Here is a 13,590-nt window from a genome sequence, read left to right as displayed (position 1 = left end):
TGAGCAGCTGCTGCAGCGCTCCCTCTCCGCGCCAGGGCCACTCACCTTCACGGTGGTGTTCGGAGCTGGGCTGCTCACCAGCCTCGGACCCTGCTCGTTGTCGCTGCTGCCGATCACCGTGGCCTATATGGCCGGCTTCTCCAGCCCGGAGGCGCCGGGGCGGGCCTGGCAGCGCAGCCTCAGCTTTGCGGCGGGAATCGTGGCGGCCCTGGTGCTGCTGGGGGGCACCACCTCCCTGCTGGGTCGGCTCTACGGCCAGGTGCCCGGGGTGGTTCCCACCGTGGTGTCGCTGCTGGCGGTGCTGATGGGCCTCAACCTGCTGGGGCTGGTGCGCCTGCCCCTGCCGGCGGGGCCCGATCCGGAGCTCTGGCGCCAGCGGGTGCCCGCCCCCCTCGCCCCCCTGGCGGCCGGCGCCGCCTTCGGGCTGGCAGCCAGCCCCTGCACCACGCCGGTCCTGGCGGTGCTGCTGGCCTGGATCGCCCAGCAGGGCCAGCCGCTGGTGGGTATGCTGCTGCTCACCTGCTTCGGAGCGGGCCAGGTGATTCCCCTGATGCTGGCGGGCACGGCGGCGGCGGCGATGCCGAAGCTGCTGGCCTTGCGGGAGCGCAGCCGCTGGATCCCGCCGATCAGTGGCGTGGTGCTGCTGGCCAGCGGCGGGCTCACCCTGCTGGCCCAGCTGCCATGAGGGCCCTCAGTCGTCTGGGCGCCTGGATCTCGGATCTGCGCCTGGCCATCGGCCTGCTGCTGGTCATCGCCCTGGCCAGTGGCCTGGGCACGATCATTCCCCAGCAGGAGAGCGCCGAGGTGTACCACCAGGCCTACGACGCCAGGCCCTGGCTGGGCCTGCTGGATGGCGACTGGATCCTGAAGCTGGAGCTGGACCACGTCTATGCCAGCAGCTGGTTTCTGGCGCTGCTGGCCTGGCTGGGGCTCTCGCTGGTGCTCTGCAGCTGGCGGCGCCAGTGGCCCGCCCTACAGGCGGCCCTGCGCTGGATCGACTACCGCTCGCCGCGCCAGCTGAGCAAGTTGAGCCTGGCCGAATCGCTGGCCACATCGCAGCCCAGGGCCGACCTCGACGCCCTCGCCCAGCTACTGGCGGGCCAGCGCTGGCAGATCAAGACCCAGGGGGATCGGCTGGCGGCCCGGCGCGGGATTCCAGGCCGGGTGGGGCCCCTGCTGGTCCATGCCGGCCTGGTGGTGCTGATGGTGGGGGCCTCCTGGGGGGCCCTGGCCGGGCAGCGGCTGGAGCGCTTCCTGGCACCTGGCCACGACCTGCAGCTGCTGAACCAGCGAGGCGAGAACCAGATGACCCTGGCGATTGATTCCTTTCGGATCGAGCGTGATCCCGCCGGGCGGCCCGAGCAGTTCCGCTCCCAGTTGCGCCTGCTCGATCCCGACGGGGAGCCTCTGCAGCGCAGCGAGATCAGCGTCAACCATCCCCTGCGCTTCCGCGGGATGACTGTGTATCAGGCCGACTGGTCGCTGGCGGCGATCACCGTGCAACTGGGGCGCAGCCCTCTGCTTCAGCTGCCGCTGCGCAGCCTGCCAGAGCTGGGGGAACAGGTCTGGGGCCTGGCCCTGCCCACCCGGCCGGATGGAACCGAGCCGGTGCTGCTGGCCCTGGGCAGCGAGCTGGGCCCGATCGATGTCTACTCAGCCCAGGCCCAGCTGATCGGCCAGATCACCCCCGGCGGCGACGCCCTGGAGATCGCCGGCCTCCCCCTGAAGGTGGTGGAGGTGATGCCCGCCAGTGGCCTGCTGCTGAAACGGGATCCGGGGGTGCCGCTGGTGTATGCCGGCTTCGCCATTGCCCTGCTGGGAGGCGGCCTGAGCATGATCGCCACCCGCCAGCTCTGGGCCATTGCCGATGACGATCAGGGCCAGCTGCACGTGGGCGGACTCTGCAACCGCAATCTCACGGCCCTGGCCAGGGAACTGCCGCTGCTGCTGGAGCAACTGAGGGCAAGCTCGGAGCTCAGCAGGCCTGCCGCTGGCCATGGCTGACCCGGATCACCGTGTGCACATTGCCGCGGGGGTTGAAGTCGGCCTCCAGCTGCATCCACACCGGTGCAGCCACGCCCACCAGATCATCCAGGATGCGATTGGCCACCTCCTCATGGGAGATGCTGCGGTCGCGCCAGCTGTTCACGTAGAGCTTGAGGGCCTTGAGTTCCAGCACGCTGGGACCGGGCTGATAGATCAGGCGCAGCACCGCGAAGTCGGGATAGCCGGAGAAGGGGCACTTGCAGGTGAACTCCGGCAGATCGATCGACACCTCGTAGGCGCGGCCGCGGCGGGGGTTCTCAAAGCAGATCAGCGGCGCCTCCTCGCTGATGTGGCGCTCGCTGTAGCGCGGGCTGACGGTGCCCCCCGGGGACTCAGTGGCTGCCGCAGCAGTGGCAGCCACTGGTGAGGAGGAGGAGGTAGTGGTGCTGCTGCTGAAAGGGGATGGCATTAGTGATCACAGAAACGGCCAATCGGTGAAGATTACTGAAGCAGGCCTGACTTTGTTCGAATTGAACAGCCAAGTTCGCTAGAAAAGATCCGAAGGACAAAACGTTGGACACGTTTCGGAGCGCCCCTCAGCCCTCCTGTCGGAAGTAGCCCCCCGCAAGGCGAAGCAACGCTCCTTCCCACGAAGCGGCACAGACCCCACGGGGCCTGTGATCTCCATCCCTTCGAGGCTCCAGTCATGACCACAGACCAACTTGTCTACCGGGGTGTCCCCTACGGCAGCCATCAGCACCAGTCGCTCGCCAGCGTTGAAGCGGTGGAGCACGTCTACCGAGGCGTCCACTACCGCCTGCCGCTTCAGCATCAACCGCAGCTGGTGGATGAAAGCCTGGAACTCCACTACCGCGGGCACGTCTATCACCACCGCCAGCAGCAGGCCCAACAGGAGCTGCAGGAGGGCTGAGGCCCGCCAGCCTGACGCCCCGTAGCAACAGCTACGCCGAAGCCCTGCGCACTCAGGCCTAATAGCCCCAGTGCGCAGGGTCTTCCTTATGGACCTCCTCCTCGCCAGCAGCCAGGGCGGCTTTCGCCTCAAGCCCCAGTCGGCCCTGGGAATGGTCTGGCTGCAGACCCATTTCGACGATGCCGTGTGGTCCCATCTGGCCACCGGCAGGGTTCAGGTGAGTTCCAGTTCCGCCGATCGGCTTTGTCAGGATGCCCTGTCCGCGGGGCTCCGCGTCAACCGCATTCCCAACCTTTCCCTTCCTCTCAGCGATCCCTCCTGAGAGACTTGATTCGAACCATTGGAGACTCCATGAAAAAAGTTGAGGCCATCATCCGTCCTTTCAAGCTGGAAGATGTCAAGGTGGCCCTGGTGAATGCCGGCATCGTTGGCATGACAGTGAGTGAAGTGCGCGGCTTCGGCAGGCAAAAGGGCCAGGTGGAGCGCTACCGGGGTTCTGAATTCACCGTGGAATTCCTGCAGAAACTCAAGCTCGAAGTGGTGGTCGACGACGACCGGGTGGACACCGTGGTGACCGCCATCCAGGACGCGGCCCGCACGGGCGAGATCGGCGACGGCAAGATCTTCATCAGCTCTGTGGGCACCGTCATCCGCATCCGCACCGGCGACCGCGATAGCACCGCCATCTGATCGTTTCGCTCCAGCTCACCAGCCGGGGATCCCATGGGTGTCCGGCTTTTTTGTGTTCAATCCTCAGAAAGGGTGCGCTTCACCAGCGCGCGGATTGACTCGGCCGTCACCTGCGGATCAGCTGGCGCAGGCCCGGAGCGCAGCCAGAGCAGGTATTCGTGGTTGCCGGCGGGGCCGGTGAGCGGTGAAGCGATCAGGCCCCAGGGCCAGAGCCCAAGCGTCGCGGCGGCGGCGCTCACCGCCGTGATCGCATCGGCGTGGGCGAGGGGATCGCGCACGACGCCGCCCTTACCCACCCGCTCGCGGCCCACCTCGAACTGGGGTTTCACCAGCAGCACGGCTTCGGCGGCGGCGGGCTGCAGCAGGGCCCGCAGGGCCGGCAGCACCAGGGCCAGAGAGATGAAGGAGACATCGGCCACCGCCAGATCGGGCCAGGGGTCAGTGGGGCCGTAGAGATCTTCTGGACTGAGGCGGCGCAGGTTGGTGCGCTCGCGCAGCACCACCCGCGGGTCGGTGCGCAGGCTCCAGGCGGTCTGGCCGTAGCCCACATCGATGCCGTACACCCGCTCGGCGCCGTGCTGGAGCAGGCAGTCGCTGAAGCCGCCGGTGGAGATGCCGCCATCGAGGCAGACGCGCCCCGCCACCTGCAGCGGAAAGCTCTCCAGGGCCGCCACCAGCTTCTCGCCGCCGCGGGAGACGAAGCGGGGCGGATGGCTCACCTCGGGCCTGAGATCTGAGGGCACTTCATGGCCGGGCTTGTCCAGCACCCTGTCGCCGCTGCGCACCCGCCCGGCACGGATCAACTGCTGTGCCTGCTGACGGCTGGCGGCCAGGCCCAGCGCCACCAGATGCTGATCGAGCCGCTGCTTGCCTGCCATCGGGATCCCGTCGGGGTCGACCCATAGATTGACCAGGACGTTGCCACGCGCTGGCCTTGATCGAGCGTTACACCCTGCCCGAAATGGGCAACCTCTGGAGCGAAGAGGCCAAGTTCCAGAGCTGGCTGGATGTGGAGATCGCCGCCACCGACGCCAACTGCCAGTTGGGCCGTGTGCCCCAGGAGGCCATGGCCGCGATCCGCGAGCGGGCCCGCTTCGAAGTGCCGCGCATCCTGGAGATCGAGGCGGAGGTGCGCCACGACGTGATCGCCTTCCTCACCAACGTCAATGAGCACGTGGGCGATGCCGGCCGCTACATCCACGTGGGCATGACCAGCTCGGATGTGCTCGACACGGGCCTGGCCCTGCAGCTCAAGGCCTCGGTGGCGGCGCTGCGGCTGGAACTCGATCAGCTGGCCGCCGCCCTGCGGACCCTGGCGGCTGAGCACAAGGACACGGTGATGATCGGCCGCTCCCATGCGATCCATGGCGAGCCGATCACCTTCGGCTTCAAAGTGGCGGGCTGGCTGGCGGAAACGGAGCGCAATCGGGAGCGGCTGGAGCGGCTGGCCCTGGTGGTGGCGGTGGGTCAGGTGAGCGGCGCCATGGGCACCTATGCCAACACCGATCCCCAGGTGGAGGCCCTCACCTGCGCCAGCCTGGGCCTGCAGCCCGACACCGCCAGCACCCAGGTGATCGGCCGTGACCGCCACGCCGAATACATCCAGACCCTGGCACTGGTGGGCACCTCACTGGAACGGTTCACGACGGAGATCCGCAACCTGCAGCGCACCGATGTGCTGGAGGTGGAGGAGAACTTTGCCAAGGGACAGAAGGGCAGCTCGGCGATGCCCCACAAGCGCAATCCGATCCGCAGCGAGCGGATCAGTGGCCTGGCGCGGGTGTTGCGCAGCTACACGATCGCGGCCCTGGAGAATGTGGCCCTCTGGCACGAGCGCGACATCAGCCACAGCTCGGTGGAGCGGATGATGCTGCCCGATTGCTCCTGCACGCTGCACTTCATGCTGCGGGAAACAACCGAGGTGGTGAAGGGTCTGGGGGTCTACCCGGAGAACATGGCCCGCAACCTGAATGTGTACGGCGGCGTGGTGTTCAGTCAGCGGGTGCTGCTGGCCCTGGTGGAGAGCGGTCTCAACCGCGAGGACGCCTACCGGATCGTGCAGCGCCACGCCCACGACGCCTGGAACCGCGAGGGGGGCGACTTCCGCGCCAACCTGGCCGCCGACCCCCAGGTGAGCGCACGGCTCAACAGCGCTCAGCTCGACGCCTGTTTTTCCAGCGATCTGCACCGCGCCCAGCTGGATGTGATCTGGGAGCGGCTGGGGATCTGAGCCTGCTGGGCTAGCGCTCCCACTCTTGGTTGAAGCTTGCCGATCAGACCGTCTGGGCAGCTCCGCCCGGCCGCGCCGTGGCCGGGGCGGCACCCGCACGCAGGTCCATGAATTCCGACACCGGAAAACGGTTGATCGCCTGCAGTGCCTTGCGGGCATTGGTGCGCAGCTGCTCGCTGATCGCTTCGGCGTAGGGCACCTGGGCGAGCAGATCGACGGTGCGGCGGAGGATACGCACGATGTCACCTTCATCAAGGGAGGTGTTGGCGATCACGTCGTTCCAGCTGCTGCCGCGGGCCCAGGCATGGACGAGTCCCATCAGCTCGGGCTCCCACCAGGCCGGCACCACCACATGGGCCCGCTCCTGATGGCGCAGCAGCTCCCGGCGTAGGCCGCTCACATCGTGCAGGGCCTCCTCCGAACGCGGCGGCGGCGGGAAACCGCTCCAGAGGTCGGGGCGGTTCACCTCGGTGCTGATCGCCTCGAACACCGCCGCCAGCTCCGCCGGGTTGAGCTCATCGAGGTGGCCGCTCATCAAGGCCAGGCCCAGCCAGAGCTCGTTGTCGCCGCGGAGGGCGGCCACGGTGCGGCCCACTTCGGTGGGCTCCAGGCCATCGGGACCGGCCAGGGCACCGAAGGCGCGCAGGATCTCGATCAGGGCCAGGAAGGTGTCCCAGTGGCGGTTGGCGCGGTGATGCAGCAAGCGCTGCCGCTCCTCGATCTCCTCGCCCAGCTCCTCCATGCGCCGCCGTTGCTTCTTGAGCTGGCGCCGGTCGCCCCAGCGGTGGGAGGGATGCTGCTCCAGCTCCTCCTCCAGCTGCTGCACCAGCTCCGCCTGGCTGAGCACCTCGCCGGCCAGGTCGTACTGGGGGGTGTGCATGTCGTAGCGGCGGGCCATGGAGGCCACGGCCAGGGCCAGGCCACCGCTGGCGTTGTCGCCGTGGCGAATCTCGCCGGCGTGCCCCAGTCGTGGGGCCGGGATCGAGTCCACCTGCAGGCAGCTCAGCTCGGCATGGAGGCTCACCACCCCATGGCAGGGCACCAGGATCCAGACGTTCTCATCGGTGAGGCAGAGCAGTAGCGGAAACTGGCCGGAGCCCTGCTGCTTGGCCACAATCACCGCCGGTGTCACCCGGGCCCGCAGCGGCGGCGCTTTGAGGCTCACCAGGGTGCCCTCACTGGCGAACTGCAGCGCCAGGGTGAGTTCGTGGGCAAGGGTTTCCTCGGCCTGCTGCTGAAGGATGCGCTGGATGCGACGCTCCTCGCGCAGGCGCTCCCGCTGCTTCTCGTAGGTCTCGAAGTCTTCCCAGGGAATGTCGGCGGTGGGGCCCGCCAGCTGGGCCAGCCGGGCGCGCAGGGAGGCGATGTTGGATTCGTCCTCCACCAGATCCAGGGTGGCCAGGTAACGGCCGAAGCTGCGCTCCACCAGTTGCTGGGCCTTGGCCAGGTCGTAGCGCTGCAGCAGGTTCAGCACCATGCCGTAACTGGGGGTGAACTGGCTCACCAGCGGATCGGCGGGGCTGGTGGCCAGCTGTCCCGCCTCGCGCACCCCCTCGAAACGGCTCTGCACCGTCACCACATAGCCCTGCACATCGAGTCCGCGCCGCCCGGCCCGGCCTGCCATCTGCAGGAACTCGCTGCCCATCAGCGGCCGGTGACCGCGCTCGGTGCGCTTGGAGAGGGCGGAGATCACCGTGGTGCGCGCAGGCATGTTGATGCCCGCCGCCAGGGTTTCGGTGGCGAACACCACCTTGATCAGCCCCTGCTGGAACAGCTCCTCGATCAGTTCCTTCCAGGCCGGCAGCACGCCGGCATGGTGGGCGGCGATGCCGCGGGTGAGAGCCTCGGCGTGGCCGCCCTCACGCACCGCCTCGGGGGTGGCGGCCACGAAAGCATCGAGCCGGGCCACGATCCGGGCCTGCTCCTGCTCATTCACCAGACAGACGCGGCCCAGGTCGCGCACCGCCTTGTCGCAGGCACGGCGGCTGAAGATGAAATAGATGGCGGGCAGCATGTCGCGCTCGGCCATCTGGGCCACCACGAAGGGCAGCGGCGCCGCCTCCGGCTGGGGCGGCTTCGGGCTCCTGCCCTTGCGCCGCTCCCCCTTGGGCGCCCGCCACACCTTGCAATTGGGGTGCAGGCCGGTGCCCTCGTCGTTGAGCAGGGGATGGAGCCCCTTGGCGCTGCAGAAGCTGAAGGCCAGCGGCACCGGCCGGTGGTCGCTCACCACCAGGGTGGTGGGCCCATGCACACGCTCGATCCAGTCGGTGAGCTGACCGGCATTGGCCACCGTGGCCGAAAGGGCCACCAGCTGCACCGGCGGCGGGCAGTGAATGATCGATTCCTCCCAGACCGTGCCGCGCTGGGAGTCGTTCATGTAGTGGCACTCATCGAGCACCACCGCCTCCACATCGGCGAGGGGATCGTCACCCCGATCCACCTCCGCGTAGAGCATGTTGCGGAAGATCTCGGTGGTCATCACCACGATCGGAGCCTCGCGGTTCACGCTCAGATCACCGGTCATCAGCCCCACCCGCTCGGCCCCGAACTGCTCACGGAAATCGCGCAGTTTCTGGTTGGAGAGCGCCTTCAGCGGCGTGGTGTAAAAGACCTTCTGGCCATGGGCCAGGGCCCGGTGGATGGCGTACTCGCCCACCAGCGTTTTGCCCGAGCCCGTGGGGGCACTCACCACCACCGAATGGCCCTGGTTGAGGGCACCGATCGCCTCCAGCTGGAAGGGATCAAGGGGGAAGGGGAACAGCTGATCGAGGGGCGGCACCTCGGTGGGATCCACGGCCAGATCGATCACCGCCTCTGAAGTGACGCTTTCGGCTACACGTTCCGGGACCGCCGCCGAATCAGGTGGAGCGTCGGAACCGGCGGTTTGCATCACCCAATCCTATGGGCTCCCCAGCAAGCAGAGTGGGGTGAGTGCGACTGCCCTGGCGGTGTCTTGCGCGTGGACCGTGATCCGCTCGAGTCAATTCAGCAGGCCCTCAGCCTGGTGCCCGAGCAGCGGCAGCGACGGCTGCGCACGTTCCGCCCTGGCCCCGATGCCACCCTGCTGCCAGGCGAGGCCGGCCCGCCCCGGGGGCCCCTGCTCGATCTGGCCAGCAACGACTACCTCGGGCTCAGCTCCCACCCCAGCCTCAAGGCGGCGGCCATGGCCGCGATCCAGCGCGAAGGGGTGGGATCCGGCGGATCCAGGCTGGTGAGCGGCACGCGCCCCTGCCACGTCAGCCTCGAGGCAGCCTTGGCCCAGTGGCTGGGGCGCGAGCGGGTGCTGCTCTTCCCCAGCGGCTTCCAGGCCAACCTGGCTGCGGTGCTGGCCCTTGCCGATCGCCACAGTGAGGTGATCGCCGACCGGCTGATTCACCACTCCCTGCTGGTGGGGGTCCAGGCCAGCGGCGCCTGCCTGCGCCGCTTTCGCCACAACAATCTGGCCGACCTGCGTCGCCTGCTGCAGCGCGGCGCCCGGAGCGAGCCGCAGAGGCGGCGGCTGGTGGTGAGCGAGAGCCTGTTCAGCATGGAAGGCACCAACCCTGACCTGGCCGGCATCGCCGCCGCCTGCCAGGAGTTCGGCGCCCTACTGCTGCTGGATGAAGCCCATGGCCTCGGCCTGCTCGGCCCCGGCGGCCGCGGCCTGGCCTGGGGTCTGGCGGGGGTGAGCCTGGTGAGCGGCACCTTCGGCAAGGCCTTCGGCGCCGGTGGGGCCTTCCTCGCCGCCGATGGTCCCGTGGGCGAGTGGCTGCTGCAGACCTCCGGGGCCTTTCGCTACACCACCGCCCTGGCCCCGCCGCTGGCGGCCGCGGCCGCAGCGGCCCTGGAGCTGCTCCAGGCCGATCCGGGCCAGGGCGCCGCCTTGCTGCGGCGGGCCCGGCGTTGGCGGGAGGCCCTCGCCAACGCCGGCTGGCGGCGGCCCCCTGGCGAGGGTCCGGTGTTGCCGCTGCACGTGGGTGAGGACGCCCTCGCCCTCGACCTGCAGCGCCACCTGGAGCAGGCCGGCCTGCTGGCGGTGGCGATCCGCCCGCCCACAGTGCCGCCGGGCACGGCGCGGCTGCGGCTGGTGCTGCGCCGCGACCTACCCCACGGCAGCCTTGAGCGCCTGCTCCAGGCCCTGGCTGCCTGGCCCCACGCCCCTATCCCATGAACCGTGGTGCGCTGCAACTGATCGCCATGCACGGCTGGGCCAGCGACAGTCGGGCCTGGGGCCCCTGGCAGGAGGCGGCGGACCGCCGGGGCTGGGGCTGGCAAAGCGGCGAGCGCGGCTACGGCCAGCTGACCCCCAGCAGCCCCCAGTGGCCGCAGCACAGCGGCCCCCGGGCCGTGATCGTGCATTCACTTGGGCTGCACCTGCTGCCTGAGGCGGTGCTGGCGGGGGCTGAGGCGATGGTGCTGCTGGCCAGCTTCGGGCGCTTCGTGCCCGCTGGGCCCGGCGGCCGGCGCTGGCGGCAGGCCCTGCGCGGCATGGGCCAGCGCCTGGAGGCTGGCGACACCGCCGCCATGCTCAACGACTTCCTGCGCGAAGCAGCCGCTCCCGCCCCGCTGGAGCGGCTGCCGGCGGGGCCCGCCTCAGGCACCCTCCCGGCCGAGGGGGTTAAACGATTGCGCCAGGATCTGCGGCTGCTGGAGCAGTGCAGTGCCGTGCCCACCGCCTACCCCACCGGCGCCCGCAGCCTGATCGTGGAGGCCGGTACCGATCGCATCGTGGCCGCCGAGAGCCGATCGGCCCTGGCCCAGGCCCTGCCGGGCGCCGAGCGCTGGCCCCTGGCCGAAGCCGGCCACAGCCTGCTGGAGTGCGACCTGGTGGAGCCGGTGCTGGACTGGCTGGAGGCCGGGCACTGATGGTGCTGCTGCGCACAGCCCCCTCCATGGCCGATCGCGTGCGGCTGGCCTTCAGCCGCCGTGCCCGCCACTACAACGCCGCCGCCAGTCTTCAGCGGGCTGTGGCCTGGCGGCTGGCCCACCACTGTCGCCACCTGCCCCTCCCGGCCGGCCCGATGGCGGATCTGGGGGCGGGCACCGGTCTGCTCAGCAACGCCCTGGAGCAGCAGCGCCCCGGCCTGCAGCTGCTGCGCCTCGATGCCTGCGCGGCCCTGCTGGAGCAGGGAGCCCGCCAACAGACCGAGGCAGCGGCCCTGGCCACCCCAGCTGCTGCAGCTCCCCAACTGCTCTGGGACCTCAACGACGGGCTGCCCGCCGGCCTGGACGGCGCGGCGCTGCTGGTGTCGAGCTTCGCGCTGCACTGGCTGGAGGATCCCTACGCCAGCCTGGGTCAGTGGTGCGACGCCCTGGCGCCGGGGGGCTGGCTGGGGCTGGCCGTGCCCATCGCCGGCAGCTTTCCCCAGTGGCACCAGGCCGCGGCCGCCGCCGGCGTGGCCTGCACCGCCCTGCCCCTGCCCGAGGGAGACCGCCTGCTGGCGGTGGCCGCCCCACGCCTGCAGCTACGCCAGGCCACGATCCTGCGCTTCAGCCAGCGCGGCCCCAGCGGCCGGTCCCTGCTGCGCCCCATGGGCGCCATCGGTGCAGGCAGCAGCAGGACCAAACCCCTGGGGGTGGGAGGCTGGCGGCGGCTGGAGGCCCACTGGCCCCACGACCCCGACGGCCCCAGGAGCCTGAGCTGGGACGTGCTGCTGCTGCTGGGCCGCCGAACCCCCATGGAGCAGAAGCGATGACACGACTGGTGGTCTGCGGCACCGACACCGATGTGGGCAAGACCGTGGTGAGCGCCCTGCTGGTGCAGGGCCTTGGGGCCCACTACTGGAAGCCGGTGCAGTGCGGCCTGGAGGAAGGGGGCGACACCGCCCGGGTGGCGGCCCTGCTGGGGCTCACCCCCAGCGAGGCTGCGGGGCGGCTGCTACCAGAGGCCTATCGGTTCAACCATCCGGTCTCACCCCACTGGGCCGCAGAGCTGGAGCAGCAGCCGATCGAGCTGGAGCGCCTGGCACTGCCCCAGGTGAGGGGTCCGCTGGTGGTGGAAACCGCCGGCGGCCTGCTGGTGCCCCTGCGCCTCGACAGCCTCCAAATCGATCAGATCAGCCGCTGGGGCCTGCCGGTGCTGCTGGTGGCCCGCAGCGGCCTGGGCACCCTCAACCACACCCTGCTGTCGGTGGAAGCCCTGCGCACCAGGGGCATCCCCCTGCTGGGCCTGGTGCTCAACGGCCCCCTCCACCCCGACAACCCCCGCACCCTGGAGACGATGACCGGGGCGCGGGTACTGGCCTGCCTGCCCCCCCTGCCCCGGCTCGATCGCCAGGCCCTCGCCGAGCACTGGCAGGCCAGCGGCCTGGCCCGTAGCCTGGCCCGATGACACGTGGAAATCTGCTGGTGAGCGCGTCGGTGGCCCTGCTCTGCAGCGGCATCCTGGTGCTCTTCACCGATGTGGAAGTGGGGATGGTGCAGTGGTTCAACTGCGGACCCTGGGCCTCCGAAGCAGCCCGCCTGGAGAAGCGGTGCCGCTGATACAGCCCCAGCCGAACCCTTGAGTTGGCATCCCCATCTCTGGCACCCCACCACCCAGGTGGCCCGGGCCGATCCACCCCTGCGTGCGGTGGCCGGCCGCGGCGCCCTGCTTGAACTCGACGACGGCCGTGAACTGATCGATGCCATCAGCAGCTGGTGGGTGACCCTGCACGGCCATGGCGAGCCCAGCATCGCCGCGGCGGTGGCGGAGCAGGCCCTGCGGCTGGAGCAGGTGATCTTCGCCAACTTCCGCCATCCCCAGGCCGAGCGCCTGGCCGAGCGGCTCAGTGCCGCCTCCGGGCTGCAGCGGCTGTTCTTCTCCGACGACGGCTCCACCGCCGTGGAGGTGGCCCTGAAGATGGCCTGGCAGTGGTGGCGCAACCAGGGCTCTCCGCGGCGTCAGCTGATCGCCTTCGATGGGGCTTATCACGGCGACACCTTCGGGGCCATGGCCCTGGGGGAGCGCTCGCTCTTCTCCGCCCCGTTCGAGCCGCTGCTCTCACCCGTGGCCCGCGCCCCCTGGCCCGCCACCTGGTGGGACGATCCGGAGGTGGAGCGCAAGGAAGCCGAAGCCCTGGCGGCGCTGGAGCGACTGCTGGAGGTGCCCACCGCCGCAGTGATCCTGGAGCCGCTGGTGCAGGGGGCCAGCGGCATGGCGATGGTGCGGGAGGGCTTCCTGCGCGAGCTGGAGCAACGGGTGCGTCAGGCCGGCGCCCTGCTGATCGCCGATGAAGTGATGACGGGCTTCGGCCGCACCGGCGCCCTCTTCGCCTGCGGCCGGGCTGGCATCAGCCCTGATCTCGTCGCCCTCTCCAAGGGCCTCACCGGCGGCTTTCTGCCGATGGGCGTCACCCTGGCGAGCGAGCGGATCCACCAGGGCTTCATCAGCGACGACCCCAGCCACACCCTGTACCACGGCCACAGCTTCACGGCCAATCCGCTCGGTTGCGCCGCCGCCAACGCCAGCCTGGATCTGCTCCAGCAGCAGCCTGCGCTCCACGCAGGCTTCGAGGCCCGTCACCGGCCCCATCTGCAGGCCCTGTCGGACCATCGCCTGGTGCAGCGGCCCCGGCTCTGCGGCACCATCGCCGCCTTCGATCTGGCTGTGGAGCGGCCCGGCTATCTCCACCCCGCCGGCCGCCAGCTGCAGCGCCACGCCCTCGAGGCCGGGGTGTTCCTGCGGCCCCTGGGCCATGTGGTGTACCTGCTGCCGCCGCTCTGCCTCAGCGAGCAGCAGCTGCAGTACTGCTACGCCGTGATCCGCTCAGGCCTCGATCAGCTCAGCTGAGGC

General features: G+C 69.9%; 15 protein-coding genes. 12 read left to right on the top strand and 3 right to left on the bottom strand.

Annotation, left to right across the window (positions count from 1 at the left end; all coding sequences use genetic code 11):
• The first annotated feature begins 7 nt into the window (after positions 1–7).
• The gene (locus KBY67_RS07990) at positions 8–685 is read left to right on the top strand and encodes a cytochrome c biogenesis CcdA family protein (protein WP_255110538.1); all 678 of its coding nucleotides are present in this window, start codon (positions 8–10) and stop codon (positions 683–685) included.
• Positions 682–2,004 (top strand): cytochrome c biogenesis protein ResB, encoded by a 1,323-nt coding sequence (locus KBY67_RS07985; RefSeq protein ID WP_255110507.1) that lies wholly within the window; start codon positions 682–684, stop codon positions 2,002–2,004. The genes KBY67_RS07990 and KBY67_RS07985 overlap by 4 nt, the downstream gene beginning before the upstream one ends.
• Here the strand turns inward: KBY67_RS07985 and queF are convergent.
• Positions 1,976–2,407 (bottom strand): preQ(1) synthase, encoded by a 432-nt coding sequence (queF, locus tag KBY67_RS07980; RefSeq protein WP_255110506.1) that lies wholly within the window; start codon positions 2,405–2,407, stop codon positions 1,976–1,978. The two genes, KBY67_RS07985 and queF, sit on opposite strands and share 29 nt — an antisense overlap.
• Positions 2,408–2,692: 285 nt before the next feature.
• On the opposite strand from queF, the gene KBY67_RS07975 reads away from it, so the two are divergent.
• From KBY67_RS07975 to KBY67_RS07965, 3 genes are all read left to right on the top strand, one after another.
• Complete coding sequence (locus KBY67_RS07975) at positions 2,693–2,917, top strand: DUF4278 domain-containing protein (protein WP_255110505.1); 225 nt, start codon at positions 2,693–2,695, stop codon at positions 2,915–2,917.
• An 88-nt stretch (positions 2,918–3,005) separates the two neighbouring features.
• Positions 3,006–3,239, top strand: coding sequence for a hypothetical protein (locus KBY67_RS07970; RefSeq protein WP_255110504.1), 234 nt, complete (start codon positions 3,006–3,008; stop codon positions 3,237–3,239).
• A 29-nt stretch (positions 3,240–3,268) separates the two neighbouring features.
• The gene (locus tag KBY67_RS07965) at positions 3,269–3,607 is read left to right on the top strand and encodes a P-II family nitrogen regulator (protein WP_006171995.1); all 339 of its coding nucleotides are present in this window, start codon (positions 3,269–3,271) and stop codon (positions 3,605–3,607) included.
• A 56-nt stretch (positions 3,608–3,663) separates the two neighbouring features.
• On the opposite strand, the gene KBY67_RS07960 is transcribed toward KBY67_RS07965, so the two are convergent.
• Entirely contained in the window at positions 3,664–4,485 is an 822-nt protein-coding gene (locus KBY67_RS07960) for a TlyA family RNA methyltransferase (protein WP_255110502.1), read from the bottom strand.
• A 56-nt stretch (positions 4,486–4,541) separates the two neighbouring features.
• Here KBY67_RS07960 and purB point away from each other — a divergent pair, with 56 nt between their 5' ends.
• Entirely contained in the window at positions 4,542–5,837 is a 1,296-nt protein-coding gene (gene purB, locus KBY67_RS07955) for an adenylosuccinate lyase (RefSeq protein ID WP_255110501.1), read from the top strand.
• A gap of 43 nt (positions 5,838–5,880) precedes the next feature.
• Here the strand turns inward: purB and KBY67_RS07950 are convergent, their stop codons facing one another.
• The gene (locus KBY67_RS07950; RefSeq protein ID WP_255110499.1) at positions 5,881–8,727 is read right to left on the bottom strand and encodes an RNA helicase; all 2,847 of its coding nucleotides are present in this window, start codon (positions 8,725–8,727) and stop codon (positions 5,881–5,883) included.
• A 69-nt stretch (positions 8,728–8,796) separates the two neighbouring features.
• Here KBY67_RS07950 and KBY67_RS07945 point away from each other — a divergent pair, with 69 nt between their 5' ends.
• Genes KBY67_RS07945 through bioA form a run of 6 tightly spaced genes read left to right on the top strand, consistent with a single transcriptional unit; the run spans position 8,797 to position 13,587 of the window.
• The gene (locus KBY67_RS07945; protein ID WP_255110537.1) at positions 8,797–9,987 is read left to right on the top strand and encodes a pyridoxal phosphate-dependent aminotransferase family protein; all 1,191 of its coding nucleotides are present in this window, start codon (positions 8,797–8,799) and stop codon (positions 9,985–9,987) included.
• Positions 9,984–10,682, top strand: a complete 699-nt coding sequence (locus KBY67_RS07940) for an alpha/beta hydrolase (RefSeq protein WP_255110497.1) — start codon at positions 9,984–9,986, stop codon at positions 10,680–10,682. Before KBY67_RS07945 ends, KBY67_RS07940 begins: the two co-directional genes overlap by 4 nt.
• Positions 10,682–11,512: a methyltransferase gene (locus KBY67_RS07935; RefSeq protein ID WP_255110495.1), complete on the top strand. Its 831-nt coding sequence runs from the start codon at positions 10,682–10,684 to the stop codon at positions 11,510–11,512. The genes KBY67_RS07940 and KBY67_RS07935 overlap by 1 nt, the downstream gene beginning before the upstream one ends.
• Positions 11,509–12,147 carry a dethiobiotin synthase gene (gene bioD, locus KBY67_RS07930; RefSeq protein WP_255110494.1) on the top strand — a complete coding sequence of 213 codons (639 nt, stop codon included), beginning with the start codon at positions 11,509–11,511 and terminating at the stop codon, positions 12,145–12,147. Before KBY67_RS07935 ends, bioD begins: the two co-directional genes overlap by 4 nt.
• Positions 12,144–12,299: a hypothetical protein gene (locus KBY67_RS07925; protein WP_255110493.1), complete on the top strand. Its 156-nt coding sequence runs from the start codon at positions 12,144–12,146 to the stop codon at positions 12,297–12,299. Before bioD ends, KBY67_RS07925 begins: the two co-directional genes overlap by 4 nt.
• A 19-nt stretch (positions 12,300–12,318) precedes the next feature.
• Positions 12,319–13,587 carry an adenosylmethionine--8-amino-7-oxononanoate transaminase gene (gene bioA / locus KBY67_RS07920; RefSeq protein ID WP_255110491.1) on the top strand — a complete coding sequence of 423 codons (1,269 nt, stop codon included), beginning with the start codon at positions 12,319–12,321 and terminating at the stop codon, positions 13,585–13,587.
• The last annotated feature ends 3 nt before the right edge of the window (positions 13,588–13,590 follow it).

Source organism: Synechococcus sp. RedBA-s, assembly GCF_024345495.1.
In the GTDB taxonomy this organism is placed as follows: Bacteria; Cyanobacteriota; Cyanobacteriia; order PCC-6307; family Cyanobiaceae; genus Regnicoccus_A.
This window is presented reverse-complemented; position numbering and strand designations above follow the sequence as displayed.

Bases quoted from the DNA above. Each gene is read 5' to 3' on its own strand.
- KBY67_RS07925 (WP_255110493.1), top strand. From the start codon at position 12,144: ATGACACGTGGAAATCTGCTGGTGAGCGCGTCGGTGGCCCTGCTCTGC.
- bioD (WP_255110494.1), top strand. From the start codon at position 11,509: ATGACACGACTGGTGGTCTGCGGCACCGACACCGATGTGGGCAAGACC.
- KBY67_RS07965 (WP_006171995.1), top strand. From the start codon at position 3,269: ATGAAAAAAGTTGAGGCCATCATCCGTCCTTTCAAGCTGGAAGATGTC.
- KBY67_RS07940 (WP_255110497.1), top strand. From the start codon at position 9,984: ATGAACCGTGGTGCGCTGCAACTGATCGCCATGCACGGCTGGGCCAGC.
- KBY67_RS07985 (WP_255110507.1), top strand. From the start codon at position 682: ATGAGGGCCCTCAGTCGTCTGGGCGCCTGGATCTCGGATCTGCGCCTG.
- KBY67_RS07935 (WP_255110495.1), top strand. From the start codon at position 10,682: ATGGTGCTGCTGCGCACAGCCCCCTCCATGGCCGATCGCGTGCGGCTG.
- KBY67_RS07960 (WP_255110502.1), bottom strand. From the start codon at position 4,485: ATGGCAGGCAAGCAGCGGCTCGATCAGCATCTGGTGGCGCTGGGCCTG.
- KBY67_RS07970 (WP_255110504.1), top strand. From the start codon at position 3,006: ATGGACCTCCTCCTCGCCAGCAGCCAGGGCGGCTTTCGCCTCAAGCCC.
- KBY67_RS07950 (WP_255110499.1), bottom strand. From the start codon at position 8,727: ATGCAAACCGCCGGTTCCGACGCTCCACCTGATTCGGCGGCGGTCCCG.
- KBY67_RS07975 (WP_255110505.1), top strand. From the start codon at position 2,693: ATGACCACAGACCAACTTGTCTACCGGGGTGTCCCCTACGGCAGCCAT.